The sequence below is a fragment of the Phaeobacter sp. NW0010-22 genome (assembly GCF_040365955.1).
Lineage (GTDB): Bacteria > Pseudomonadota > Alphaproteobacteria > Rhodobacterales > Rhodobacteraceae > OMPR01.
The window spans coordinates 208,315-232,758 of the sequence record NZ_BAABWT010000005.1 but is presented as its reverse complement, the minus strand read 5'-3'; the positions used below and the strand labels follow the sequence as shown (position 1 = coordinate 232,758).

Annotated in this window: 22 protein-coding genes, 1 tRNA gene and 1 pseudogene; 15 read left to right on the top strand and 9 right to left on the bottom strand. The window is 52.2% G+C overall.

Going from position 1 to position 24,444, the window contains the following annotated elements:
* From ABWV33_RS12900 to ABWV33_RS12865, 8 genes are all read left to right on the top strand, one after another.
* Positions 1-1,308, top strand: coding sequence for an O-antigen ligase family protein (locus ABWV33_RS12900; protein WP_353331241.1), 1,308 nt, complete (start codon positions 1-3; stop codon positions 1,306-1,308).
* A 23-nt stretch (positions 1,309-1,331) separates the two neighbouring features.
* Positions 1,332-2,267, top strand: coding sequence for a glycosyltransferase family 2 protein (locus ABWV33_RS12895; protein WP_353331239.1), 936 nt, complete (start codon positions 1,332-1,334; stop codon positions 2,265-2,267).
* Complete coding sequence (locus ABWV33_RS12890; protein WP_353331237.1) at positions 2,264-3,514, top strand: glycosyltransferase family 4 protein; 1,251 nt, start codon at positions 2,264-2,266, stop codon at positions 3,512-3,514. Before ABWV33_RS12895 ends, ABWV33_RS12890 begins: the two co-directional genes overlap by 4 nt.
* Positions 3,515-3,606: 92 nt before the next feature.
* Entirely contained in the window at positions 3,607-4,074 is a 468-nt protein-coding gene (locus ABWV33_RS12885; RefSeq protein ID WP_353331235.1) for a UDP-N-acetylglucosamine--LPS N-acetylglucosamine transferase, read from the top strand.
* A 27-nt stretch (positions 4,075-4,101) separates the two neighbouring features.
* Positions 4,102-4,644, top strand: a complete 543-nt coding sequence (locus ABWV33_RS12880) for a glycosyltransferase (RefSeq protein ID WP_353331233.1) — start codon at positions 4,102-4,104, stop codon at positions 4,642-4,644.
* Positions 4,641-5,489: a glycosyltransferase family 2 protein gene (locus ABWV33_RS12875; protein ID WP_353331231.1), complete on the top strand. Its 849-nt coding sequence runs from the start codon at positions 4,641-4,643 to the stop codon at positions 5,487-5,489. The genes ABWV33_RS12880 and ABWV33_RS12875 overlap by 4 nt, the downstream gene beginning before the upstream one ends.
* Positions 5,490-5,493: 4 nt before the next feature.
* A complete protein-coding gene (locus ABWV33_RS12870) occupies positions 5,494-7,551 on the top strand; it encodes a hypothetical protein (RefSeq protein WP_353331229.1) in 2,058 nt (685 codons plus the stop codon).
* Between the two features lie 24 nt (positions 7,552-7,575).
* Entirely contained in the window at positions 7,576-8,220 is a 645-nt protein-coding gene (locus ABWV33_RS12865) for a sugar transferase (RefSeq protein ID WP_215193674.1), read from the top strand.
* 64 nt (positions 8,221-8,284) lie between these two features.
* Here the strand turns inward: ABWV33_RS12865 and ABWV33_RS12860 are convergent, their stop codons facing one another.
* Complete coding sequence (locus tag ABWV33_RS12860; RefSeq protein WP_174217194.1) at positions 8,285-8,884, bottom strand: response regulator transcription factor; 600 nt, start codon at positions 8,882-8,884, stop codon at positions 8,285-8,287.
* Positions 8,885-9,183: 299 nt separating this feature from the next.
* Between ABWV33_RS12860 and ABWV33_RS12855 the strand changes: the two genes are divergently transcribed.
* Both ABWV33_RS12855 and ABWV33_RS12850 read left to right on the top strand, forming a co-directional pair.
* The gene (locus tag ABWV33_RS12855; RefSeq protein ID WP_353331227.1) at positions 9,184-9,675 is read left to right on the top strand and encodes a putative pterin-binding protein; all 492 of its coding nucleotides are present in this window, start codon (positions 9,184-9,186) and stop codon (positions 9,673-9,675) included.
* 92 nt (positions 9,676-9,767) lie between these two features.
* Positions 9,768-12,284, top strand: coding sequence for a PAS domain-containing hybrid sensor histidine kinase/response regulator (locus ABWV33_RS12850; RefSeq protein ID WP_353331225.1), 2,517 nt, complete (start codon positions 9,768-9,770; stop codon positions 12,282-12,284).
* A 512-nt stretch (positions 12,285-12,796) separates the two neighbouring features.
* On the opposite strand, the pseudogene ABWV33_RS22430 reads toward ABWV33_RS12850, so the two are convergent.
* A pseudogene (locus ABWV33_RS22430) lies at positions 12,797-12,892 on the bottom strand (IS5/IS1182 family transposase); the annotation flags it as partial.
* A gap of 328 nt (positions 12,893-13,220) precedes the next feature.
* A tRNA-Ile gene (locus ABWV33_RS12840) sits at positions 13,221-13,297 on the bottom strand.
* A gap of 106 nt (positions 13,298-13,403) precedes the next feature.
* On the opposite strand from ABWV33_RS12840, the gene purM reads away from it, so the two are divergent.
* The 3 genes from purM to rnd all read left to right on the top strand — a co-directional run bounded on the left by purM (position 13,404) and on the right by rnd (position 16,330).
* Positions 13,404-14,450, top strand: coding sequence for a phosphoribosylformylglycinamidine cyclo-ligase (gene purM / locus ABWV33_RS12835; protein ID WP_353331223.1), 1,047 nt, complete (start codon positions 13,404-13,406; stop codon positions 14,448-14,450).
* Positions 14,447-15,043, top strand: a complete 597-nt coding sequence (gene purN / locus ABWV33_RS12830; protein WP_353331221.1) for a phosphoribosylglycinamide formyltransferase — start codon at positions 14,447-14,449, stop codon at positions 15,041-15,043. The genes purM and purN overlap by 4 nt, the downstream gene beginning before the upstream one ends.
* Positions 15,044-15,172: 129 nt before the next feature.
* Positions 15,173-16,330, top strand: coding sequence for a ribonuclease D (gene rnd, locus ABWV33_RS12825; protein ID WP_353331219.1), 1,158 nt, complete (start codon positions 15,173-15,175; stop codon positions 16,328-16,330).
* 32 nt (positions 16,331-16,362) lie between these two features.
* Here rnd and ABWV33_RS12820 read toward each other — a convergent pair whose 3' ends face one another.
* Positions 16,363-16,896, bottom strand: coding sequence for a hypothetical protein (locus ABWV33_RS12820; RefSeq protein WP_353331217.1), 534 nt, complete (start codon positions 16,894-16,896; stop codon positions 16,363-16,365).
* A gap of 134 nt (positions 16,897-17,030) precedes the next feature.
* Between ABWV33_RS12820 and ABWV33_RS12815 the strand changes: the two genes are divergently transcribed.
* Positions 17,031-17,453: a SufE family protein gene (locus ABWV33_RS12815; RefSeq protein ID WP_353331215.1), complete on the top strand. Its 423-nt coding sequence runs from the start codon at positions 17,031-17,033 to the stop codon at positions 17,451-17,453.
* 27 nt (positions 17,454-17,480) lie between these two features.
* Here ABWV33_RS12815 and ABWV33_RS12810 read toward each other — a convergent pair whose 3' ends face one another.
* Together ABWV33_RS12810 and ABWV33_RS12805 are read right to left on the bottom strand one after the other, a co-directional pair.
* Positions 17,481-18,221 carry a DUF1638 domain-containing protein gene (locus tag ABWV33_RS12810; RefSeq protein ID WP_353331213.1) on the bottom strand — a complete coding sequence of 247 codons (741 nt, stop codon included), beginning with the start codon at positions 18,219-18,221 and terminating at the stop codon, positions 17,481-17,483.
* A gap of 4 nt (positions 18,222-18,225) precedes the next feature.
* Entirely contained in the window at positions 18,226-18,924 is a 699-nt protein-coding gene (locus ABWV33_RS12805) for a cobalamin B12-binding domain-containing protein (protein WP_113824726.1), read from the bottom strand.
* Positions 18,925-19,132: 208 nt separating this feature from the next.
* Here ABWV33_RS12805 and ABWV33_RS12800 point away from each other — a divergent pair, with 208 nt between their 5' ends.
* Positions 19,133-20,212 carry a PA0069 family radical SAM protein gene (locus ABWV33_RS12800; RefSeq protein ID WP_353331210.1) on the top strand — a complete coding sequence of 360 codons (1,080 nt, stop codon included), beginning with the start codon at positions 19,133-19,135 and terminating at the stop codon, positions 20,210-20,212.
* Between the two features lie 3 nt (positions 20,213-20,215).
* Here ABWV33_RS12800 and ABWV33_RS12795 read toward each other — a convergent pair whose 3' ends face one another.
* The 3 genes from ABWV33_RS12795 to gltX all read right to left on the bottom strand — a co-directional run bounded on the left by ABWV33_RS12795 (position 20,216) and on the right by gltX (position 24,367).
* Positions 20,216-21,397 (bottom strand): calcium-binding protein, encoded by a 1,182-nt coding sequence (locus ABWV33_RS12795; RefSeq protein WP_353331208.1) that lies wholly within the window; start codon positions 21,395-21,397, stop codon positions 20,216-20,218.
* A 150-nt stretch (positions 21,398-21,547) separates the two neighbouring features.
* Positions 21,548-22,843, bottom strand: coding sequence for a citrate synthase (gene gltA / locus ABWV33_RS12790; protein WP_121997329.1), 1,296 nt, complete (start codon positions 22,841-22,843; stop codon positions 21,548-21,550).
* A gap of 108 nt (positions 22,844-22,951) precedes the next feature.
* A complete protein-coding gene (gene gltX, locus ABWV33_RS12785; protein ID WP_353331206.1) occupies positions 22,952-24,367 on the bottom strand; it encodes a glutamate--tRNA ligase in 1,416 nt (471 codons plus the stop codon).
* Positions 24,368-24,444 lie beyond the last annotated feature (77 nt).

Here is a 24,444-nt window from a genome sequence, read left to right as displayed (position 1 = left end):
ATGACATTAGCCCGCACAAAATCCAGAACCGTGTTTGGGGTGCCGGTCCCCGTTGCCTGTTTTCTGTTCGCAATAATGTTGCCCACAGCGGTGTCGCTAAACTTAGGCGGGTTACGCTTATCAGCATACAGGTTGGTTCTGTTGGTCATGTTCGTTCCGATGTTGTCGCAACTTCTATCCAACCAGCGTGGTCGAATGCACATCTTTGATGGTCTCGTTCTGGCGCATTGCGGTTGGGCGTTGCTTGCTTTGATCAAGTGGGGTGGGCTTGCGCAAGGAATTGAATCCGGCGGGATCTATGTGATTGAATGTGCGGGCGCTTATCTGATGGGACGGCTATACATTCGATCGTACGAAGATTTTGCTGCCATGACGCGGGCTTATGTTGGGCTTGTCCTTGCAACTCTGGTGTTTACCGTGCCCGAAGCTCTGACTGGCAATCACATCCTGCACGATAGTCTTGCGGCGGTATTTGGAGGCCCCAAAGCTGCCTACATCGAACCGCGCATGGGGATCGAACGCACCTTTGGCCCCTTTGATCACCCCATTCTCTATGGTGTGTTTTCTGCCTCTGCGTTCTCTTTGGCTTACTTTGTCATAGCTGAGCGAAAACTGTCTAAATTCGGTAACTTATCCAAGGTCGCTGGCGTCGGGCTGGCCACGTTCATGTCTGCTTCTGGCGGCCCGTATGTTGTGCTCATGGCACAGATGTTTGTTTGTACATGGGAGCGGGTGTTGGGGGCTGTCCAAGGGCGGTGGGCTGCGTTGTTTTCGTTCTTTGCTATAGTCTATTTCGGCATCGACCTTTTGTCTAATCGCACACCATTTCATGTCTTTGTTGAGTATCTCACCTTTTCCAAAGAGTCGGCCTATAACCGGATTCTCATCTTTGAATACGGAACCGCTGAGGTCGCGCGACACCCTTTGTTCGGCATTGGCTTGGGCGACTGGATCCGTCCGGTATGGATGTCTGATAGCATGGACAACTTTTGGTTGGTGACAGCTGTGCGGTATGGTCTGCCAGCCTTGTTCCTACAGGTTGGTTTGCTGTTCGGGATTGTTTGGGCGGTAGGGCAAATGCCGAATTTCTCACCTGCTTGGAGAAGAGCACGGCACGCGTGGGCCTTTACCTTGTTTGGCATCAGTGTCGCGGCAGCCACTGTGCATCTTTGGAATGCTCTGTTTGTTCTTTTCTTTTTCCTGATCGGGACAGGTGCCTGGATGCTGGATACTTCGCCCAGAGAACACCGAACCAAAAGGCATCGTCCTGTCACGTTGCTCGCTGCGCGTCCGGCGCGTCTTTTTTAACCAGTCATTGCACAGGAAACCCCATGGATCTGTCTATTGTTATTGTAAACTGGAACACTCAAGATCTCCTGCGTGATTGCCTGTCTTCGGTTGAACTTGGGTTGGGCAAGTTGCAGGCAGAGGTCTTCGTTGTAGACAACGCCTCGGATGACGGGTCACCCTTGATGGTTCAGACCGAGTTTCCATGGGTGAAGTTGATTGAAAACAGAGAAAACCTAGGGTTTGCAGGGGGCAATAACGTGGCACTGCAAAGGGCCTGTGGACGCTATGTAATGTTGCTGAATACTGACACACTGGTGCATGGGTCAGTATTGGAAACGGCTATCAGCTGGATGGACGCCCATCCGAGTGCCGGTATCATGGGGCCGCGGGTTCTCAATTCCGACGGAACTATACAACCCTCTTGCAGCGCTTTTCCCAGCCTGAGCAACCTTGCCATGCAAACGGCTGGACTCACGCGGTTTCGTCAATTTGATCGGTATCGAATGACCGGTTGGAACCGTAGTTCGGAACGCCATGTGGACGTAATTTCCGGGGCAGCTATGTTCGTGCGACATTCAGCGATGCAGCAAGTCGGTTTATTGGACGAAGCGTTTTTCTTCTATGGTGAAGAAACTGATTGGTGCCGTCGTTTCAGGGGACACGGTTGGAACGTCGTCTTTTCACCCATTCCAGAAATCACACACTTTGGTAATGGATCTGCGGGAAAACTGAACCATAACCGCGATGTGCTGATGACAGAAGGAACAACAAGGTTACATCTGAAACACGGTGGCCTGTTCGCGGGCGTAATCTGTTACCTGTTGTTGGCGGCGCACAATGTTTCGCGCGCCGTTTTTTGGGCATGTCTCAGCACCTTGGATCGCCCCGGCGCTAAAGATCGGGCGCGCCACTTTTCACGCGTTGTTGTAGACCTTCCTAGGGCATGGCCTGCACGGGAAAGGGCGATAGGTTCATGAGAGTACTGCTGATTGCACCGAATATTGACGCCACCGACGTCGGTGAAGCTTTTGTGGCGTATAAGTGGGCCAAGGCCTTGTCCGAACGGGTGGAATTGACCGTTCTGGCATTTCAAAGACCGGGGCGTCCCGATTTGCAAACCCAATTGCCATTGGCTCACGTGGTAACATGGGCAGAGCCAGCCTGGGCGCGCAAAAACGAGCGGATCAATGCCATGCTGAAACCGGCCTGGCCATATTTTTCCCACTGTGTTCGCCATTGGCTTCGAGCTGCGCTTAAGGGGGGCATGCAGTTCGATCTTGCCCATCAGTTGATGCCGCAAGCCGCCCGCTATGCATCACCCTTGCGCCATTTTCTAATTCCATACCTAGTTGGTCCCCTCGGAGGGGCATTGGATACGCCCGCAAGTTTTCAGTCCGAAGCAGCCAGCGCCCCGCTCTTTACCCGTTTGCGGAAGTTGGATCGTTTTCGCTTCAAGTATGACCCGTTTTTGCGCGAGACCTATAAACGGGCTGCCTGTGTATTAGGGGTTGCGCCTTACGTCCGAGACGTCTTGAAAGACATTCCGTTGCAGCGATTTGAACCAGTTTTGGAATTGGGTATTGATAACATTGAACCCATACAGCAGCGTCAACGCGTGGTGGGCCAGTTACGTGTTCTCCATGTCGGGCGCGCTGTGCGAACCAAGGGCCTGCGCGATACTGTGCGGGCATTGGCGCATCTCAAGAATTTGCCAGGTATCACATTGACCAGCGCAGGGGCAGGGGAGGAGATAGACCTCTGTCGAGCTGAGGCTGCGCGCTTAGGTGTCCAGGAGCGGGTGAATTTTCTAGGCAGGATCGCACGAAAAGACGTCGAAGCGCTTTATGCCTCGCATGATGTTTTTTGTTTCCCGTCGTTTCGCGAACCGGCTGGGGGTGTTCTGTACGAAGCTATGCGTCATGGCTTGCCCACAGTCACGGCGGACCGAGGTGGTCCAAGTTGGATCATTGATGAGGCATCTGGTATTCGTATTCCTGTCAGCGACCCTGATACATATGCACGTGATATCGCAGAATCGTTGCATGTATTGGCGAGCAATCCTGCGATCCGAACTCAGCTTGGCGCTGGCGCGCGCAGCAAAGTTTTGCGTGAAGGTCTTTGGGATCACAAAGCAGACAGGTTGGTCACGCTCTATAGGTCAGTCGTGCATGAGCCAAATGGATCCGACCTACTACTTTCGGATAGCTACGCGTCCCCTTTGTGACCGTGGGCAAGACTTTTCCACATTAACATCAATGATTTAATTGGGGGTATCCTGATTTCAGATCGAATTATCTGAAATGAGGGAAACCCAAAATGTTTGGAAGAAAGAAAACCGCACCTGTCGTTCTCGCTGTTTCCTCTAGCGGCGGTCACTGGACGCAAATGCAACGACTGGCTCCCGCTTTTTCCGGTGCCGAAGTGCACTACGCAACGACCGACGAAACTGCGTCTGAGCAAGTAGGCACGCGTAATTTTCACGTCTTTCCTGATGCCAACAAAGACACGCCTTTGCGCCTCTTGATCTGCGCCCTGACATTGGCTTGGATCGTTCTGCGTGTACGCCCGGACGTGATCGTTTCAACAGGTGCTGCAGGTGGGTTCCTTGCGATCCGGATCGGGCGGGTTTTTGGCGCACGGACGATGTTCATAGACTCAATTGCAAACGCGCGGAATCTGTCTGTTTCTGCCCGATTGGCCCTGAATGTGGCTGATCATGTCTTGTCGCAATGGCCAGGCGTGGCTGCAAAAACTGGTGCTGAATATCGCGGCGCGGTCATCTGAAATCCAAACCAAAGTTAGGGCAATGTCATGATTTTCGCTACCGTTGGCACGCAGTTACCATTTGATCGCCTTTTAACAGGTTTGGACAGCTGGGCCGAGCGCAATCCAAACACTCAAGTTTTTGCGCAATGTGGTTTGAGCAAGGCCAGGATATCTCACATCGACACCACTCCCACGTTGGGCGTCAGCGCCTTCCGCCGTCACTTTGAAGCCGCATCTCTCATTGTAGCCCACGCTGGCATGGGCACGATCTTGACGGCTGCTGAGCTTGGTAAACCGGTCATTCTTTTGCCACGACGAGCGTGTTTCAACGAGCACCGGAACGATCACCAGCAGGATACCGCAATAGAGATGTCCCGACTGTCAAACGTGACCGTTGTCCAGGACCAAGAGGCCTTGCACCGTGCTCTGGACTTCGCAGTGTCTCAGGAAGCTTGCAGTATTCAAAGCGATGGAGAGATTGTGCCAACCGAGCTGGACCCGCTCATTGATGTCATTCGCGATTTTGTGTGGGCCGACCCATCACTTGAGACGGCGATGGGTTTCCAGAACCAGGCAACTTCGCCATGATCGACGCTACCATTCTCATTCCTGCGTATAACGAAGCGGCAGTCATTGGGCGCACCTTGCAGCACATGTCGCGCGGGTTGCCATTGAACAGGTTCCACATTGTCGTCATTGCGAATGCGTGTACGGATGCGACAGCAACCAAGGTCTTATCAGCGCAGCCCGAAGCAACTGTCATTGAGACCGACATGCCGGGTAAATGCAATGCACTCAATCTTGGGTACCAAATAGCCAGCAAGGACAAACCAATCATTTGTCTCGACGCTGATCTAGATGTGACTTTTGAAAGTTTGACGGCACTTATCAAGGCGCTGCGCGACAGTTCAATACATGCGGCCTGCGGGCAAATGGATGTTCAAACAGGTGATACTTCTTCAGTTGTACGCGCTTACTACAAAGGTTGGCGCACGAACCCCTATTTTGACAAAGGGAAATTCGGCGGCCTCTTTGTTCTTTCCGCTAAAGCCGCCAGGCGGGTTTTTCCCCTTCCCAACGTCATTGCTGACGATGAATACATTCGTCGCAGTTTCCCGAGCGAAGAGATTGCCTTTGTTCCTGAATGCCGGTTCATGGCACGCGCACCAAAGACAATCGGTAGCTTGATTTCTGTACGGCGACGCAGTTTGCGTGGCACCCGTGCCCTTACAAAGCTTGGCCTTCCAAGCCCCGAGAGGGGTAGCCCTGGTACGGTAGCCATGCGCGCATTTCGAAACCCTTCCAAGGCGCTTCCGATCATTGTTTACGCCTTCGTAAACGCCTGGGCCCGCCTTTCTTTGGTACGGAATGCAGGATCAGTGGCTAATGATGATTTGTGGGAACGGGATCTGACGACCCGTTCTGCCGGGTGACGCGATGGTCCACGTAGCTGCAATCAATTCTGACGATGTTTTTGAGTCTCAGGCCGCCGTTGCCGAAGAACCGGTTCAGGCAAATCCATTTGCTTCTGTCGCTCGAGCGATGCGGGGGAGATGGTTTAAAACGATTGCCCTTGGCGCGATCTTGTCGCCCGCCTTTGCGGGGCTAGGTTACTTTTCTGGGAGCCAACTCTATAATTCACAAGCGATTCTGCGCGTTTTCCCGCAAGAATCGAACATCCTCTATTCGACGGGCGAAGACTCGGTTCTCAAGATTTTTTCGAGCTTTGTGAAAGCGGAAGCGACCTATGTCGCTTCACACCCAGTCATGGAACGTTCAGTGCAGGAATTGTCGGTCACGCGACCTGATTTGGCTGATGGGTTGACCGGGACTGACATGGCGCGTTCGGTGAATATCAAACGATCCGACAGCCTTATTGTTTTAACGACGCTTAGCAGGGATAGAGCTTTTGCGAGTCAAAAACTTGAGGCGGTTATTGCGTCTTATCTGGCGCTAAAGTCCGAAGCCGAAGAAGTTCGTACGTCCGTGCGATTGTCCGAACTGCGCTCACGTGAAGAGGATCTCATTGAACGTCTTGCGGGCTTGCGCATGAACCAACTCGAAACAGGAGGAGAGTTCGGACTGAATGCTTTGGCCAAGGCGCATATCGAAAAGATCGCTCAAGTCGATGCATTGGCCGCCCGTAAATCAGAAGTTGCTGCAACACTCGCAGCTCTTGAAACAGAGGATGTTGCTTCTTCGGCGGATACCTCAGATCAAGAAATCATGCGTGCCACTTTGTTGGATCGCGCTATGGCCGATCTTAGCTTTGAGCGTGCAAAACTTAAAAGCGAGCTTGCAGGCCTGCGCGCCGGATATCGCGACCAAACCAACCTGAGGTTTCAGCGTAAGGTCGATTCAAAAATCGATGAGATCGCTGTCATTGAACAGGCAATATCCAATCGCCGAGATCAAATTCGCGTGTTGGGCCAGACCGGTGCCCTGACCGCTGCAAGTAATACCGGCGAGGACACCACGCTTGCTGAGATCAGATTTCTGCTCGAAAAGGTATCTGGGCAATTGGGCAAAGCGCGTGGTGAAGCCAGAGATCTCAATCGTCGCCGTATCGATCTGGATGGGATCGAAACAGAAATTTCCGCTGCGGAAAGGCTTTTAGAAGAAACGCGCAGGGCCCTAGAGGTTATCCGGCTTGAGTTTGGGCGCGCGCTTCCGGGGTATGCAGTTGTGATGTCGCCACCCTCGCGCCCGATCAAGCCGGCGGAAGATACACGAAAGCTAATGATGGTGACTGGTTTTGCCTGTGGCCTTGTCATTGCGCTGGTTACTATGCTGGTGCTTGGACTGCGTGAGCGGCGTGTTCGGTATGCTGAAAGTCTTTTGTCAGTCAACGGACAGCTGCCCATCCGTCAGGTTACAGACGCTTCCGCTGATGACTCTCATGCTGCGGATCTGTTGCGCAATGAATTACAATTGCAAAGCCTTAGAAAGCCAAGATTGGTGGGGACTGCCCCAGTTATCGCGGTAACCAGTCTTCATTCCGGGGGCGGCTTGGATTGCGCGCGTGCCCTCGCTGAGAGCTTTTCACGCGCTCGCATGAAGGTTCTGTTCATTGACGCAGATATAACAACGTCGAACCAGGAAATCGAACCCGCAGGATGGAGCGATTTGTTGCTTGGAGCCGGCATCAAGCCGCGTTCCACGAGCGGTATTCCGGGACTGTCGACTGTTGGCAAGGGGTCTGCTGATCAAGTGGGAGACAGCGATGTATCCGCACGAATGGTCCAGTCAGCACTTAAACGCGCTGCAAAATCATTTGACGTTGTTATCGTTTCAACCGGCGGAATGCTGGACTGCCTATCCGCCCAGTTCATCCTGTCAAATGCTGATGTCGGCGTTTGTTATCTCACGCCCAGCGACAATCATGCAGCAGTTTTGGGTCTTGTCGAGCAGCTCGACAATTTGCCGGCCAATGGCACCGTCGCAGTGATGAGAAATGCCCTGCCGAGTGATCCCTGGCTGGCTGTTCGTACCTGAGTTTTCCCGTATGGAGGTTTCCCAATGGTTATGATGACCGTGAACTCTGCCTGTTCAAAACCAAAGTTTCTAGTCTGGAGCCTTAAGAGGTTTATGGACATCGGGTTTTGTTTGATCGCCCTTCCAATATTAGTGCCAGTCCTGGCTCTTGTCGCTTTGGCAGTCATAACAACATCGCGTGGACCGGCATTCTTTGTTCAGACGCGCGTAGGATTGGGGGGAAAAACCTTTGAAATGTACAAATTCAGGTCGATGTACACAGATGCGGAAAGTCGACGCGATGAAGTCGCGCAACTCAGTGACCGCGAAGGGATATGCCTCAAAGTAAAACGAGACCCCCGCGTAACACCATTGGGCCGGTTTCTACGCCGCTGGTCATTGGATGAGTTGCCTCAGGCTATCAACGTATTCAAGGGTGATATGTCATTCGTTGGGCCACGTCCCGCCTTGACCTGCGAAGTTGCCCAATACCCAGAATACGCTCATCAACGGCACGAAGTCTTGCCTGGGATTACGGGCTTGTGGCAGGTATCGGGTCGCGCTGAGATCGGATTTGACGAAATGATTGCCTTGGATCTGGAGTATGTTCGACAGGTTTCGGTGCTGACCGACGTTCGTATCCTTTTGCGCACCGTTGGCGCCGTGCTTGGCGGTCAAGGGGCCTACTAAGTACTTTTGCAGCACAAGGCGATCCTAGCATTGATCAAAATGGGATCACTGACCTTGGACTAAGTCACAAGAGGTTTTGATCCCTTGCGATCATGGCTGCATGGGTTCGGTTCCGGGCTTCTAGTTTCCGGCACAATGTCTTGACGTGCAGCTTAATCGTCGCCTCCTGCAAATCCAGATCACGGGCAATCTCTTTGTTTGACAGACCATCGCACAAACCGCGGAGGACCTCGGTTTCGCGGGTACTTAAGTTACCGACTGCTGAATCGGGTTCTTGCATGAAATTGTAAGGGGCAAAGGTTTCCCCTGCGATCATGAACTTTACTGCGTTGCTCAGGGACATGGAGGACATCGTTTTAGGAACATACCCTGCAGCGCCTTGATCGATGGCGTCCTGAACCGCAGCCCGGGACATGTTGCCGGACAAAAGGGCAACAGGTTTGCCGTCATTGGCAACCTTCATTTTGGTCAGCCCTTCAAGGCCATTCATGCCAGGCATCTTGTAATCGAGGAGCACAAGATCAAACGTACCGGTCTCGTTCACACGCGTGATTGCTTCACTGAGATCGGAGACGGTTTCAACATTTTCGATGCCTTCTTGCACCAATAACGAAGCGATCGCTTCGCGAACGAGATCATGATCATCGGCAATAAGTACCCGCATCGTCAATTTACCTGTTTGTACCGCTTGAGAATACGTAAACGGTGGGGTTTCAATGTCTTGAGTATGCATAGCCGGTCCTACTCCAATTTGCACTCGTTAGAGTCGTTAAAGATTTTTGCGTTCAATAACGGTTTAGCAGGCACGATTTTTCTATACTGCTGGCCAAATGGGGGCATGTCCGGCGAATTCGCCTTAGCACCTATACTAAAGTATAGCTCGAACCACCGTATGCGTCTGTGACCTGCGCGAATGTTTCTGGCACGTTCAGCGACATCATTAATCAGGCTCGAGGAAGACCAATGGGATTTGTAACTCAATGTACAGCAGCCTTAACGCTCCTCTTCCTTTCTGCGATTTCGACGGTAGCCAGTGAAACCATATTGACTGTTTCCGGCCTCCCTGTGGCTTCTGGTTCTGAAGCTACGGTTGAGTTCGAGCTGGAAGAGCTCCGCCGGATTGGAGAAATAACCTTTTCCACGACTACGCCCTGGACCGAGGGAGAACAGACATTCACAGGCGTGCCCCTCGCAATGTTTGTGTCTTCGTTGGATCTTAAAGCAGGGGTTCTAAAAGCTACGGCTGTAAATGACTACGCAGTCGAGATCCCGGTTTCAGAAGCATTGTTTGATGGCCCGATAATTGCGTACCTTAAAAATGACGAGCGTATGTCCATTCGTGAAAAGGGGCCTCTGTGGCTTGTTTACCCTTATGATTCCGATGCCAAATTTCGGACTGAAATTGTGTATTCCCGTAGTATATGGCAACTTGATAGGATTGTGGTGAGCGAATAGATTTGCCCCCCGCTCCCTCTTATCAAAGGCGTGTTCTAAACTTGTTAAAAAGCCTTTCCACTTTTCCAATCCGAGGGATTCAGGGCGCTGGTTTGCTGGCGTCCGCAACAGCAATTGCATTTATTGCAGTCATGATCTTTGTGGTCGCAGGCAGCCTGCGTCAAGAGATTGACGATCAGGCGACGGCCACAGCAGATACGACGCAATGGTCTCTTGCCCAAACAGAAGTTGATCTCAGGCGTTTGCAGTTTGCGGTTCTAGAGGCAATGAATGACGAGGGCATCGCACTTAAAGAGCTTCGGAACCGTTTCGATATCTTTTACAGCAGGGTCGTCACAATCGCCTATGGCCAGCAATTCGCAGGCCTTCGTAGGGAAGCGAACGCACAAAATGCTCTGAAGTCTCTGACTGACTTTTTGGATACCTTCTCCCCTGTTTTTGATGGCGATGAGGAGCAAATACGCAAACGATTGCCCGAAATCGATGAAGAGCTACATAACATCGCACAAGACGCACGACGATTCTCACTGGCTGGGGTACGCGAGTTCGCAGAAGGGGCCGATACGCATAGAGCTTCAGTTGGAACCCTGCTTAGTCGGATCGCCTTTCTGACTTTGGCTCTCGTAATCATAATCTTTGTTGTGGTCTTATTTCTGCTTAAACTTGTGCAGCGTAGCGTTCGCGCTGAATCTGCAGCTGCGGAATCTCGCAACCATATTCAGGAAGTCATCTCTACATCGATCGACGGCATCCTTACTATCAATACAGATGGGCACATTCTTGATTACAATGGTGCTGCTGAACGGATCTTTGGCTACACGCGACAAGAAGCCATTGGTCAATTGATGAGCAAATTGGTCATTCCCGAACACTTGCAAAATGTACACGAAGCCGGGATGGCGAGATTTCGCGAAACCGGCGAGCATCATGTTGTTGGGAAGGGTCTGTTGTTATTGGAAGCCAAACGCAAAGATGGTTCGGTGTTTCCGGTAGAATTGTCCATCTCGTCGGCGACCGCCAATGGAAAAGCGATTTTTGTGTCCTACCTTCGGGATATTTCCAGTCGTGTTGAGGTCGAGAAAGAACTGATTGAAACGCGCGACAAGGCGGTTGCGGGAGAAAAAGCAAAAGCAGACCTAATCGCTGTTATGAGCCATGAAATGCGTACTCCCCTGAATGGGTTGATTGGCACGATGGAGCTATTGGGGGGAACAGGACTGAACACCACGCAAAGTAAGTATCTTTCAGGCATGGAGACATCGGCCAACCTACTTTTGCATCATGTGAACGGCGTACTGAGCATGTCACGGGCAGATTCCGGTTTTATGCAAATTGAAAATGCGGAACTTGAACCCTCAGCTTTCTTGGAAGAGTTGGTCGAGAGCCAGCGCCCCGCATTCAAAGCAAACAGCAACACTATTATCTACGATGTGAACCACGCACCTGATCGAATTTGGGTCGACAGGGTTAAACTTTTGCAAGTTGTTCTGAACCTTGTTGCCAACGCGAATAAGTTCACGAAAAACGGTGCAATATCTGTTGATTGTGATCAGCTGTCAGATGGTGAAACCGTAGAATTCCGCGTGACCGATACCGGTATTGGAATTGCATCTGAGCATTACGATACAATTTTCGAGGATTTTCGAACCCTGGATACAAGCTATGGCCGGATGGCTGAAGGAAGCGGTCTTGGCCTTGGGATCTCCCGACGCATTGTAACGGCGATGGGTGGCACGATTGGTTTGGAAAGTGAGTTGGGGGTTGGCAGCATCTTTTGGATAAGGTTGCCAATTGGGCAGCGTAACCTCTTTGAAGAGGATAAGCGCTCTAAGAGGGCTGACGAAATCAAGGCTTCGCAAAAAAGGTCCGCGGTTACTCCGGTCAGAATTCTGGTCGTTGAAGACAACGAGATTAACCGCCTAGTAGCCATAGATATGCTTGAACAGGCGGGCCACTCTCCTGACGTCGCCCAGGACGGTGTCGAAGGTGTCCGCATGGCAAATGAATACGCGTATGACCTGATATTGATGGATATCAGCATGCCTGAATTAGATGGCGTCGAGGCGACCGGCATTATTCGCAACGGGTCAGGTCCCAACTGTACTACACCAATTCTGGCTTTGACGGCCCATGCGCTCCCGCAAGATAAGGACCGGTTTCGGAATGCGGGTATTTCGGAAACTGTTGTCAAACCACTGACCGCTGAAGTGTTACTGCGAGCAATCGAGACACATGCAGGTGTCGGAAAAGGTGTGGAAGCACGGTCCGATCGAGGGATTGAAAGCGTTTTGGAAGCTATAAAAGCCCGCAAAGGTCCTGAAGCTGCTCGTGATCTTGTAATTGAATTCATTACAAGCATGGATCAGGTAACTTCCACGCTCTCAAACTCCACTAAGATGCAAACTGATCGCGTTGCACTTGCGACCCGAGCACACAAATGTGCAGGATCTGCTTCGGTTCTGGGGTGTGATGCTGTCTCACGATTGCTTGGTCAGCTGGAAGATGAACTGCAGTCGGGGTCTTCTAATTTACGCCAGTTAGAGCAAATGTTGAATGTTGCTTGGAAAGACGAAAAAACCCGCTTGGAGAGCCGGTTGGGCTATTCATGAATGACGTCCCCAACCTTGTGTGGACCTATCCTCAAAAGTTGTAAGCTTCTTTATAGGTCTGTTTCAGGAAATACTTGAGAAGAGGATAGCGTGCTATACGATACCAGCGCCAGCCTGATGCTGATGGGCCATTTAGTAATAATCCTGTTGCAGGGCGTTCTCACCTTTTTCCCAGAGGGAATTCCCCGTTTATCACAGACACTGGTACGCCAAGAACCCTATCTTGTTAGAGGACAAAGAGGCGAATTTGATTATTCGCGATCTTTCTTTCAAAGTCTCTCGTCCTCAGTAGTTGGCTGAGTAGTGTCAGGCAGTGCATCCACTTTCTGGCTGTAGTTTGCCTGCAAACCATGGGAGGGTCCGTTTCGGTGCGGATTCTTCAATGGTTTCCGATCCAGTTTCGAAATAAGTTACTAAAAACCGGAACTCCCTGTCCATCCCGACCAGCCGCCGCTATCTCTAGACGACCGCAGCTGGTTGGCAAAACAACATGCCAACCAGAGGGTTTCCTACGTCAGACAAGTTTGAATGGCGGCGTCACTAAATTTCTGCTGTCGACCCCGTTTGCCAGTTGGTGGCGATTTCTAGCCCGTCTCTGGATCGATCCAAGCTTTCGGGACGCAGCTTGGCAATGCTCTATCCGTCAATGGCTCGACAGTGATCCACGCCGCTTAAATCTGTTTCTTCAGTGTGTGAGACGGCCGTAGTAAAGTTTTTGGCAGGGCGGTCATTCACACAGCAGAAACGGGCGCGGATTTTAAGGAGTATCCACGCGGATTGTTGCACCACTAAGCGAATCCTATGGTTGTCATCTGCGCTTTTTTGCGAAAGTTTAAGATCCGAGGGACCCTTGTGTGCATCTCATTGAAACTCAAAATTCTGAGTTGCACTAGTTGCAGATCAATAGTGCACAGTGAATAGCAAAAGACGGAAATTTGGTAGGCCCGGCAGGACTTGAACCCGCAACCAAAGCGTTATGAGCGCTCTGCTCTAACCAATTGAGCTACAGGCCCGTCTTTGTCCCTTCCGTACCATGATCCGCGCCCGCGTCAAGCCTGACCGTTGCATACGATGCCACAATCGAATAATTCGCGCGAAAGCAATGATGAGGATGGACCAATGACAGCGGGCAAAAACGGCATGACCTACGCCGAGGCTGGGGTAGATATTGATGCGGGCAACGCTTTGGTCGATCGGATCAAGCCGGCGGCAAAACGCACTAATCGCTCGGGCGTGATGAGCGGATTGGGTGGCTTTGGAGCGCTCTTCGATCTAAAGGCCGCAGGATATAATGACCCCATTTTGGTAGGCGCGACGGATGGTGTCGGCACCAAGTTGCGGATTGCCATTGATACTGGAAATGTGGACGGGGTCGGGATCGACCTTGTTGCAATGTGTGTAAATGACTTGGTCTGTCAGGGCGCTGAGCCTCTGTTTTTCCTTGATTATTTCGCGACTGGAAAGTTGGAAACAGAAATTGCAGCCCGGATCATCGAAGGCATTGCGACAGGGTGTGAGAAATCCGGCTGTGCCCTGATCGGTGGTGAAACGGCTGAAATGCCGGGCATGTATCCCGAGGGCGATTTTGATCTTGCCGGCTTCTCTGTCGGGGCCATGGAGCGCGGAAACGCCTTGCCCGCAGGGGTGCAGGAAGGGGACGTTCTTCTTGGCCTTGCAAGTGACGGTGTGCATTCAAATGGCTATTCCCTCGTCCGGCGCCTTGTAGAGGTTTCGGGTCTCGATTGGGATTCGCAAAGCCCCTTTGGCGAGGGAACTGTGGGACAGGATTTGCTGACGCCAACTCGTTTGTACGTAAAATCCGTTCTGTCTGCCGTGCGGGCAGGGGGCGTTCATGCGCTGGCTCATATCACGGGCGGTGGTTTGACTGAAAACTTGCCACGTGTTCTGCCTGACAGCTTAGGTGCCTCGATTGATTTGAGCAGCTGGGAATTGCCGGCCGTTTTCCGTTGGATGGCGGAAACAGGCGGTATTGTTGAAGCTGAAATGCTGAAAACGTTTAACTGTGGCATTGGCATGATTGTTGTGTGTGCTGCGGATCAGGCAGATGAGTTAACCGCATTGCTGAGTGAGCAGGGCGAGACGGTCTCTCGCTTGGGTGTCGTGACAGGCACGCCGGGTGTTGAGTATACAGGCGCGCTGTTGTGAGCCACAAAAAGGTTGCAATACTTCTGTCCGGTGGCGGCTCCAATATGGTCGCGCTGCTGGACAGTATGACTGGCGATCACCCTGCACGTGCCTGTCTAGTCATGTCCAATGATGCTGAGGCCGGTGGCCTCAAGAAAGCCGCGGTACGAGGCATAACAACCGCTGCAGTGGATCATCGCCCCTTCAAAGGCGATCGCGCTACGTTCGAGGCGGAATTGATTAAGCCTTTGATGGCAGCTGAGCCTGATATCGTGTGTCTGGCTGGGTTCATGCGGGTGTTAACCGGAGATTTTGTAACCCAGTTTCAGGGCCGGATGCTGAACATCCATCCTTCACTGCTGCCCAAATACAAAGGCCTGCATACCCATGCACGCGCGTTAGAGGCTGGTGATGCACATCATGGCTGTACTGTGCACGAAGTGACTGCCGCATTGGATGATGGTCCGATCTTGGGGCAAGCAACTGTAGATGTATTGCCAGAAGATACGCCTGACCTTCTGGCAGCTCGGGTTCTTAAAAAAGAACACCTGCTTTACCCGGCGGTTTTGCGCCGGTTTGCACAAGGGGATCGAACACCGATACTCCTGAGCTAGAAAGTGTCACATGTTAGAATACACCCGCGATTTGCAGTGCGTCCAACATCGGCCTATGGTTGCATGCATGACCGGACACGCCAACAATTGGCGGATTGATCAATAACAAAAACAAGAAGCCAAACCTGAATGAAAACCCTCACCACGACGCAAGAGCTGGCAGCATTCTGCGAACAGGCTGCCGCCCATCCCTATGTTACCGTTGACACAGAATTCCTACGGGAACGGACCTATTATTCCAAACTTTGTCTGGTGCAGCTTGCGTACCCCTCAGATAGCGAAGATAGCGCCGTTTTGGTTGATCCGCTGGTCGAGGGGCTGTCGCTGGATCCATTGTTGGATTTGTTTCGTAATCCAAATGTCGTCAAAGTGTTTCATGCTGCGCGACAGGATCTCGAAATTTTTTGGGTCGAATCCGGTGTGTTTCCAACACCCTTGTTTGACACCCAAGTGGCTGCCATGGTTTGCGGGTTTGGTGAACAGGCCGGATATGAAACGCTGGTGCGAAAGATCTGTAAACAAGGTTTGGACAAGACCTCTAGGTTTACGGATTGGACGCGTCGCCCGTTGACACAGGCCCAACAAACCTATGCCCTGGCTGACGTCACCTATCTGCGTCAGATCTATGAATACTTGGCGGCCGAATTAGCTAAGACAGGGCGCAGTCATTGGGTTGCAGAAGAGCTGCAGATTCTGACCAATCCAGCCACCTATGACATTCAGCCCGAAGAAGCATGGAAGCGCGTTAAAACGCGTACGAATTCGGGTAAGTTCCTTGCAGTCGTGAAAGAGCTTGCTCAATTTCGCGAAACGCATGCTCAGACAAACAATGTGCCCCGCAATCGCGTTATCAAAGATGATGCATTGGTCGAGCTGGCCTCGACCAAACCGCGCACAATATCGGATTTGGGTGGGTCTCGGCTATTGCTACGCGAGGCCAGGAAAGGCGTGATTGCCGAGGGTATTCTTGCGGCTGTGCAACGGGGCATTGACTGCCCTCCGGAAAAGCATCCGAAGGTAGATAAATCGCGTGAAAAACTTCAGGTGAATCCCGCTTTGGCTGATCTGTTGCGGGTGCTATTGAAATCTAAAACCGAAAGCGCGGGCGTGGCTGCTAAACTGATTGCACCCAGTTCAGATCTGGATCAGATCGCTGCGGGTGAGCGCAATGTGCCAGCTTTGTCCGGCTGGCGGTATGAAGTGTTTGGCGAAGATGCATTACGTCTGTGCGATGGCAAGATTGCATTGGCCGCCAAAGGGCAAACTGTAAAAGTTGTAACCCTTTAGCAAGCGCATGTGCTTCGCTTAAGACGCGTCGCTCAACGGCGACGCGTTTCACGCACGTTTAATTCGCCAATAACACGGATAAGTTTGATGCCTTCCAGGTCTTTGTTGGACAGGCTGACGGCTTCTGTGATGGTGCGTGTTCGCTCAGACCCCTGAGGGGTCGGCTCATTGGGGTAAACCACGCGGAATGTGTAGCTGAGTGTCCCGTTGGCGATATTTTCCTCAGACAGGTCAAGTTTAAGGTGGGTATTATAGGCGCCCTGACGGGAGGCTAACCCTGTTACCCTCAGGATTGCCCCGGTTGTTGTCGGTTCCACAGACAATGCGCTGATTGTTTGAATTGGAACGCTTTTATCTACTTGATCGGGGCGTGAAAAAACGCCTTTTCGGTCAGCATTGGCCGGGAGCAGAGGGTTTGCTGCAACGGTTGTACCCTCAGTCGCAGGGACGGGCGTTGAGCTGCTGCTGCCAAACCAATTGGTAGGGTTAACCCGAGAAGTGCTCCACCCGCCACAGGCAGATAGCAACAGGCTGGCTGTCAAAAGAACTGTCAGAGGTTTGCGCATAAGGACCCTGCCGATTTTAAACTTTCCTGTCTATCGGTTAGCGCATCCTGTCCCTATTGAAAAGGCATCGCAGGGCTGGACAGGCCCCAGTCAGAGGCTTAGGTCACACCTAACGCGTTCTGAGAGGAAAATTCATGGCAAGCCCCGCATTCGAAGCGATCGTCGAGGATTTTGAATTCCTGGAAGATTGGGAAGATCGCTATCGCTACGTTATCGAACAGGGCAAGGCCCTGACGCCGTTGGACGAGGCCCTGAAAGTTCCTGCCACTAAAGTGCATGGATGTGCCAGTCAGGTCTGGTTGCACCCCATTGTCGAAGACGGAGTGTTTCGATTTGATGGTGAAAGTGACGCCATGATTGTTCAGGGGCTGATTGCTGTTTTGCGGTCTCTTTATAACGATCTATCTGTTCTGGACGTTACGAAAACGGATGCACGTGGTGAATTGGCGCGCCTGGGTTTGAATGACCATTTGTCCGCGCAACGCTCTAACGGGCTTCGCTCGATGATTGAGCGCATTCAGCAAGTTGCCACAGAAAACCTGGCAGCAAACGGGTGACAAAAGGCTGGTCAGGCACACTACGTTTCAATCCGATTTCTTGGGGGTACCACCTGTGGGCGCTGTACGCGCCCATTGCGCCATCGTGGTTTCCAGATCCCCATACCCAGTGAACCGGCGCTCAAAAGCCAAACCCATTTTGTCTGCGCAGTTTTTCGCACGCGCTGTGAGGTCTGGGTCATCTAGCTGGGCCTGATAAACTACCTTTGTATAGTTCCCAAAGTACATGTCACTCAATTCAGGGTGTCGGTCTAAACCCATGGGTTTCCAGATGAATGCATCAAATTGGCGCGCAAGAAAATCCGTCAGATAGAACGCCGTCGTTTCATCCTCTTTTCGAGCATCGAACACATCATTGCCTTCAAAAAATGAATAGCAATGAGGACCTTTGACCATCTCAACTCCAAGATCCTTACAGGCCACCTCGAGCAGACCGCCCGTGCCGCAATCAGCGTAAACAACATAAATATGGTCGTAGACCTCACGATGTTTCTCCACCGCTTCCCGCACCGCTTGGGTGATTTTTTCAGGATGGATATGCAGAATCGCGGGTAAACAGGTCAGATCCATATAATCCCACCCATTGCGTGTTTTCACCGTCAAGATTTCGCGCGCGAGCGCACCACAGGCTATCAAAAGTATGCGGCCAACTTTCTTTTCCGGCGCGGCAAGGCCGGTCTCTGTCAGGCTTTGATCATCTAATGAATGCCCGGTAGGAGGCAAAACGGCCCGCCTTTGCGGGCGGGCCGATTTGCTGCGTCTGACCATCGGATCAGGCGCTCATTTGGTTGTGCTTGCGGCCAACAAAATCCTTGGCCGTTTCCACTGCGACCGCAGCGTCTCGGCAATAGGCGTCGGCACCAATGGCTTTGCCGAACTCTTCGTTCAGGGGCGCACCACCGACCAGCACGATATAGTCATCACGAATGCCTTGTTCGACCAGCGTATCGATGACCACTTTCATGTAAGGCATGGTGGTCGTCAGCAGGGCGGACATGCCCAGAATGTCAGGCTCTTCATTCTGCAACGCTTCAAGATAGTTTTCGACAGGGTTGTTGATGCCCAGATCTACAACTTCGAAACCAGCGCCTTCCATCATCATGGAAACTAGGTTCTTGCCGATATCGTGAATGTCACCTTTGACGGTGCCGATTACCATTTTACCAACGCGTGGCGCGCCTGTGGCTGCCAGCAGTGGCTTGAGGATAGCCATGCCACCTTTCATTGCGTTTGCAGCAAGAAGAACCTCTGGAACGAACAGAATCCCGTCGCGGAAATCGGCACCAACGATGGTCATGCCGCCCACAAGCGCTTTGGTCAGTACGTCATAGGGGGCCCACTCGCGTTCGAGCAAGATGTTGACGCCTTCTTCAATCTCTTCTTTGAGACCGTCATAAAGGTCGTCGAACATCTGTTGGACCAGTTCTTCGTCGTCGAGTTCCGACAGGATGATGTCTTCTTCTTCCGACATGGTGGTATTCCTTACGCTGGACGGGGATTCCCCGATATTGGCCGTTGTTTTCTTTTTTGCGTGTTGGTCGGATTTCGACTGCGTCGATTGCGACATTGGCGGTTCTGCAACCGACCTATAGGGTGGAATTTCCTACATTGATAATGAGAAATATGCAGAATGATCTTGCCGAGATTGCATGTGTTCACTTTTTGTTCTATGTTTAGGTATGAATGTAGAACTCTCTTTGGCTTTGGACCGGCGTAAGGCCCGTGGCGTCACCACAAATGAATCTGGCCGCTTTGATCTGGCCCGACGCGAAATTTGGGATGGGTGGGACATACCAGAATCACGCGGGGCCTTTCGCACTCAGGTAAGAGACGAACAGGCGCGTACGCTTATTACGTACAATACCTCCCCAGATTTACCATTTGATCGCTCTATCAATCCGTATCGTGGGTGCGAACATGGATGCGCTTACTGTTTCGCGCGACCTAGCCACGCCTATCTTGGGTTGTCACCGGGTTTGGATTTTGAAACGCAATTGGTTGCACGTTCCAATGCTGCGGATGTCTTGCGTAAAGAATTGACATCAAAGCGGTATAAGGTGGCGCCCATTGCGATTGGAACCAATACCGATGCCTACCAACCCGCCGAAAAGGAACGCGGCATTGCGCGCGCTTGTCTTGAGGTTCTGGCCGAATTTAGTCATCCCGTCGCGATTGTCACTAAAGGGGCGTTGATCGAGCGCGATATCGATATTCTGGCCCTGATGGCCGAACGTGGTCTTGCGCGTGTCGGGGTATCGTTGACGACGCTAGATCCCAGTTTAAGTCGAAAGTTGGAGCCAAGAGCCCCGTCGCCTGTGCGACGGCTTCAAATGATAGAACGTCTGAGCAGTGCGGGCATTCCGGTGCGGGTGATGACCTCGCCTGTGATCCCCGGACTGACTGATCATGAATTAGAGGCGTTGTTGGCGGCCGGTCGATCCGCTGGTGCGGATGCAGCCAGTTGGATCATGCTGCGTCTACCGCGCGAAATCTCCCAACTTTGGCAAGATTGGCTTGCAGAGCACGAGCCGGGGCGCGCGAACAAAGTGATGTCCCGTTTGCGAGAGATGCATGGGGGCCGTGACTATGACCCTAGATGGGGGCATCGTATGCGCGGCGAGGGGCCTTATGCGCGTATCATCGCACAAAGATTTGCCACCGCTGTAAAACGGTTAGGGTTTGCAACAAACACACCGTCTTTACGAACCGATCTATTTGCATTGCCGAAACAAGCGGGTGACCAACTGAGTTTCTTTTAAGTATTACGCGGCTTGAATAACCGCGCGGATGTTTGTCAAGCTAGCGGTGCTTCCCTTGATCACCACAAACGGTTGACCGTCCGCGAACAAGGTTTGAGACCCATCATCATTGGCGGCCAACGCAAAGTCTGGTTCGGGGTCGTTGGCATTTTGATAATATAGGATTTCATCTATCGCAGCGTTGAAATCCTCAATAACGGCGGCGTTATCACCGATTCCATCCAGCACAATGATGTCATCAGCGCCATCTCCGGTCAGAATGATATCATTGTCACCAGCAACGATGATGTCGTCGCCGGCACCCGCGTCTAAATGATCTGCCTCACCATCGTCGACGAATTGTGATGGGGCGTTGGGTGAAGTGGAGCTGATCCCTGCATCAAGATTTGATCTCAGGCCGATCAAATCCGATAATGACGTGCCATCCGCAAACGCGGTTCCACCCACTAACAGGTCAGCACCATCCCCACCTAACAAGGTGTCAGAACCGGCGCCACCTTCTAGGATCTCTTGGCCTGTGCCTCCGTCCAAGGTGTCATTCCCTGTACCGCCGCGCAGGATGTCATTGCCCTGATCTCCAAGCAGAATATCTGAGTCATTTCCGCCATCCAAGATATCCGAATCTGCGCCGCCAGATAGCTGATCTTCTCCGTCTTCCCCTGACAGGATATCTCGTCCGACGTGCCCTTGCAGTGAATCGCTGCCACTTCCGCCTTCCAGTGTATCTTGCCCGTATCCGCCGTTTAAGAAATCGTCACCCGACTCGCCCTGCAACAGGTCGCGACCCAGACTGCCACCCAGCGCGTCATCTCCTGAACCACCATTCAATGTGTCGTTATTGTTGCCGCCAAACAGAGTGTCATTCCCGGCTTGACCAAACAAAGAGTCATTCCCATCTGAGCCAGACAGGCTGTCATTTCCGTCGAACCCCAACAGGTTATCATCTCCGGCACCGCCCTTCAGGGTGTCATTTCCTGCCTCTCCAACCAATTGGTCGTTGTCACCTAACCCAGCCAGCAAATCATCTTGGTTTGACCCGGTAATGAAGTCATCATCGTCAGTCCCCCGCATCACTTCGCCAGGTCCGCCGTCCTCCTGAGGAATGCCGTCCGGGCCAAGTTCGTCGATATAACCGACGATTCCGCTGACTGCTGCAGCACTGATAAGACCGATAAGTAAAAGCATAAGTTACGCCCGCGAGAAGAGAGGTTGTCCAGAACACTAGATCCGGGAAATGCGGCGTTTTTTTGTAAAACTTTGTGAAAATGTTGTGCAAATAGTAAAGGCCCCGCAGAGTGGTCTCTGCGGGGCCTTCAAAACTCAAAAGTTCAAGCTTTAGCGGTTTTCGATATCAATGTAGTCGCGCTGTGTTTCACCAAGATACAGCTGACGAGGACGACCGATCTTGTTCTGAGGATCGCCAATCATCTCTTTCCACTGGGAAATCCAGCCAACAGTACGCGACAGCGCAAAAATTGGTGTGAACATCGACGTGGGGAAGCCCATCGCTTCGAGAATGATGCCCGAATAGAAGTCGACGTTCGGGAACAGCTTTTTCTCAGCAAAATACGGATCGCTCAACGCGACTCGCTCCAGCTCTTTGGCCACTTGCAGCAAAGGATTGTTTTCAACACCCAGCAGATCCAACACTTCGTCTGCGGATTGCTTCATCACAGTCGCACGCGGGTCGAAGTTTTTGTAAACGCGGTGACCAAAACCCATCAGACGGAAAGGATCGTCTTTATCTTTTGCGCGATCAATGAACTCGGGAATGCGATCAACAGTGCCGATTTCTTTGAGCATTTCCAGGCAGGCCTGGTTTGCGCCACCGTGTGCTGGGCCCCAAAGACAGGCAATACCCGCAGCGATACATGCAAACGGGTTTGCACCAGAAGACGACGCCAAACGTACAGTTGATGTAGATGCGTTCTGTTCGTGATCGGCGTGAAGCGTAAAGATCCGGTCCATAGCACGGCTCAGGATCGGGTTCACTTCGTATTCTTCACAAGGAACAGCAAAGCACATGCGCAGGAAGTTTGACGCATAATCCAGATCGTTGCGCGGATACACAAACGGCTGACCAATTGTGTACTTATAGGCCATGGCAGCAATCGTCGGCATCTTCGCGATCAGGCGATGCGATGCGACCTCCCGCTGGCGGGGATCGTTGATATCCGTCGAGTCGTGATAGAATGCAGACATTGCGCCCACAACACCGACGATGATAGCCATCGGATGTGCGTCGCGCCGGAATCCACGGAAGAAATTGATCATCTGCTCGTGCACCATTGTGTGACGAGTGATTGTTGTTTCAAAATTTTCCAAATCTTCTGCAGTTGGAAGAACACCGTACAACAGCAGGTAACAAACCTCGAGGAAATGCGATTTCCCTGCGAGTTGATCGATCGGATAACCACGGTGAAGCAATTCACCTTTTTCTCCATCGATATAGGTGATGGTGCTATCGCAGCTAGCCGTAGACGTGAAACCTGGATCGTAAGTAAATACGCCAGCTGCAGCGTATAGCTTGCGAATGTCGATTACGTCGGGGCCGACGGTCGGTGAAAAAATTGGCAGCTCGTAGGATTCGCCATTCAGATTTAGAGTGGCTGATTTATTGTTCTCGGTCATAGATGTCCCTTCCTCTTACAGGCACGGGGCGGGGCATCGCCTGACCCGTGCGGGCAGTGCCTGCGCATCAAGGCGCAGGACCGGTCGTAGCGGAGCAGCGTTACCCGATTATGAAGTTCGGGCTAAGTTCGCTGCGTCTGAGAGCCGTGCTAGGGTTTCATCGCGTCCTAGCACAAGCATCATGTCAAATACCGAAGGTGTCACAGCACGACCCGCCAGCGCAGCCCTCAATGGACCCGCCAGTTTCCCGAACTTTGTACCCTGAGCTTCAGAAAAAGCATTCAGAGCCGCCTCCAGTTCATCTCGGGTCCAGCTAACATTTTGCAACTGCGGCGTCAATTCATCCAGTATACCGTTGGATACCGTTGACAGGGCTTTGGACGCCTTTTCGTCTGGTGAAATAGGGCGTGAAACCAGTGCAAACTCAGCTTTTTCAAGGAGTTCAGGGAATGTTTTCGCGCGGTCCTTGAGGCAATACATCGCACGTTCCAGATCACTAGATTGTGTCTCGTTGAGAGCGGGCAGTTCTGCAGCGGTCAGAAAGGCCTCTATCTCATGCCGCAGTGCAGCGTCATTTGAAATCGCGATGTGCTGCCCACAGAGATTTTCCAGCTTTTTGACGTCAAATCGCGCAGGGCTTTTGCCGATTCCCCCCAGATCAAACCAGTCTTGTGCCTGTGCATCGGTAAAGAACTCGTCGTCCCCATGGCTCCAGCCCAAGCGGGTCAGATAGTTGCGCATACCCGCGGCAGGGTAGCCCATCGCCTGATATTCTTGGGCGCCCAACGCACCGTGGCGTTTTGAAAGTTTTTTGCCGTCTTGGCCATGGATCAGCGGGATATGCGCCCACACAGGGACGTCCCATCCCATGGCGTTGTAAATCATCATCTGCCGCGCCGCGTTGTTGAGGTGATCATCGCCACGGATTACATGGGTAACCCCCATATCATGGTCATCAACAACAACAGCCAGCATATACACTGGCGTTCCATCTGACCGTAGCAGAACCATGTCATCCAACTGATCATTGCGGATCGTTACATCACCTTGAACCTGATCGTGGATGATTGTTGTCCCTTCTAAGGGAGCTTTGATCCGTACGACATAGGGTGCTTCGGGGTGGGTTGCGTCATCCGCATCCCGCCAAGGGCTGTGAAACAGGGTGGATTTTCCCGCGGCCCGCGCGACATCGCGGAACTCTGCAATTTCATCCTGTGTTGAGAAGCACTTGTAGGCTTTGCCTTGAGATAGCAAATCATGCGCGACTTCGGCATGACGCGCGGCACCTTCGAATTGGCTGATCACATCCCCATCATGATCCAATCCCAACCATTCCATTCCTTGTAGAATCGCTGCTGTCGCTTCGGGTGTCGAGCGTTCGCGATCTGTGTCCTCGATCCGCAAAAGGAATTTGCCGCCGCGTCCACGGGCGTAAAGCCAGTTGAATAAAGCTGTACGTGCCCCACCGATGTGTAGAAAGCCAGTGGGTGAAGGGGCGAAACGGGTGACGACTTGGTCTAACATTGTTGTCGTTTACCTTTTGGTAACTGTGGAGCGGATAGCGTTAAGGCCTGTCTAGCGAGCCGGACCGACGGGAGCAA